1 protein-coding gene is annotated in these 924 nt (G+C 51.6%); it reads left to right on the plus strand.

Annotation, left to right across the window (positions count from 1 at the left end):
- Nucleotides 1–440 precede the first annotated feature (440 nt).
- Nucleotides 441–722: a hypothetical protein gene (locus QUG92_RS17070; protein ID WP_289460082.1), complete on the plus strand. Its 282-nt coding sequence runs from the start codon at nucleotides 441–443 to the stop codon at nucleotides 720–722.
- The last annotated feature ends 202 nt before the right edge of the window (nucleotides 723–924 follow it).

Here is a 924-nt window from a genome sequence, read left to right on the forward strand (position 1 = left end):
CCCCAAGGCTCCAGTTCTCCTACCCCATTTCTACTAAAATGCTAAAGCGATCATTCATAGGGAGCACTTCAGCTCCTCAAAGACAGCTCAGCGCTCACACCCGCTAGACATTTCCTCTGGCTTCACCATTCAAATCAAAGAAATATTTCATAACTTTTATAGCAAGTCACATGCAACCCCCCTAAGGATACCCCACATCTACAGACACCAAAGCCTCCAACCTCTACCATGAAGATCGCCATCACAATCACTGTGGTCATGCTGTCCATCTGCTGCAGCTCAGCTTCTTCGGACATCTGCCCAGGATTTCTTCAAGTCCTTGAGGCCCTCCTCATGGAATCAGAGTCTGGTTATGTGGCATCCCTGAAGCCTTTCAACCCTGGCTCAGACCTGCAAAATGCGGGCACCCAGCTGAAGAGACTGGTGGATACCCTATGGTGGTGCCTCTTGGGAAGGAGCAGAATTACACATGCCATGTGGAACATGAGGGGCTGCCTGAGCCCCTCACCCTGAGATGGGGCAAGGAGGAGCCTCCTTCATCCACCAAGACTAACACAGTAATCATTGCTGTTCCGGTTGTCCTTGGAGCTGTGGTCATCCTTGGAGCTGTGATGGCTTTTGTGATGAAGAGGAGGAGAAACACAGGTGGAAAAGGAGGGGACTATGCTCTGGCTCCAGGCTCCCAGAGCTCTGAAATGTCTCTCCGAGATTGTAAAGCGTGAAGACAGCTGCCTGGACTGTACTGAGTGACAGACGATGTGTTCAGGTCTCTCCTGTGACATCCAGAGCCCTCAGTTCTCTTTACACAACATTGTCTGATGTTCCCTGTGAGCTTGGGTTCAGTGTGAAGAACTGTGGAGCCCAGCCTGCCCTGCACACCAGGACCCTATCCCTGCACTGCCCTGTGTTCCCTTCATAGCCAAC

This window comes from Curtobacterium citri (genome assembly GCF_030362955.1).
Lineage (GTDB): Bacteria > Actinomycetota > Actinomycetes > Actinomycetales > Microbacteriaceae > Curtobacterium > Curtobacterium citri.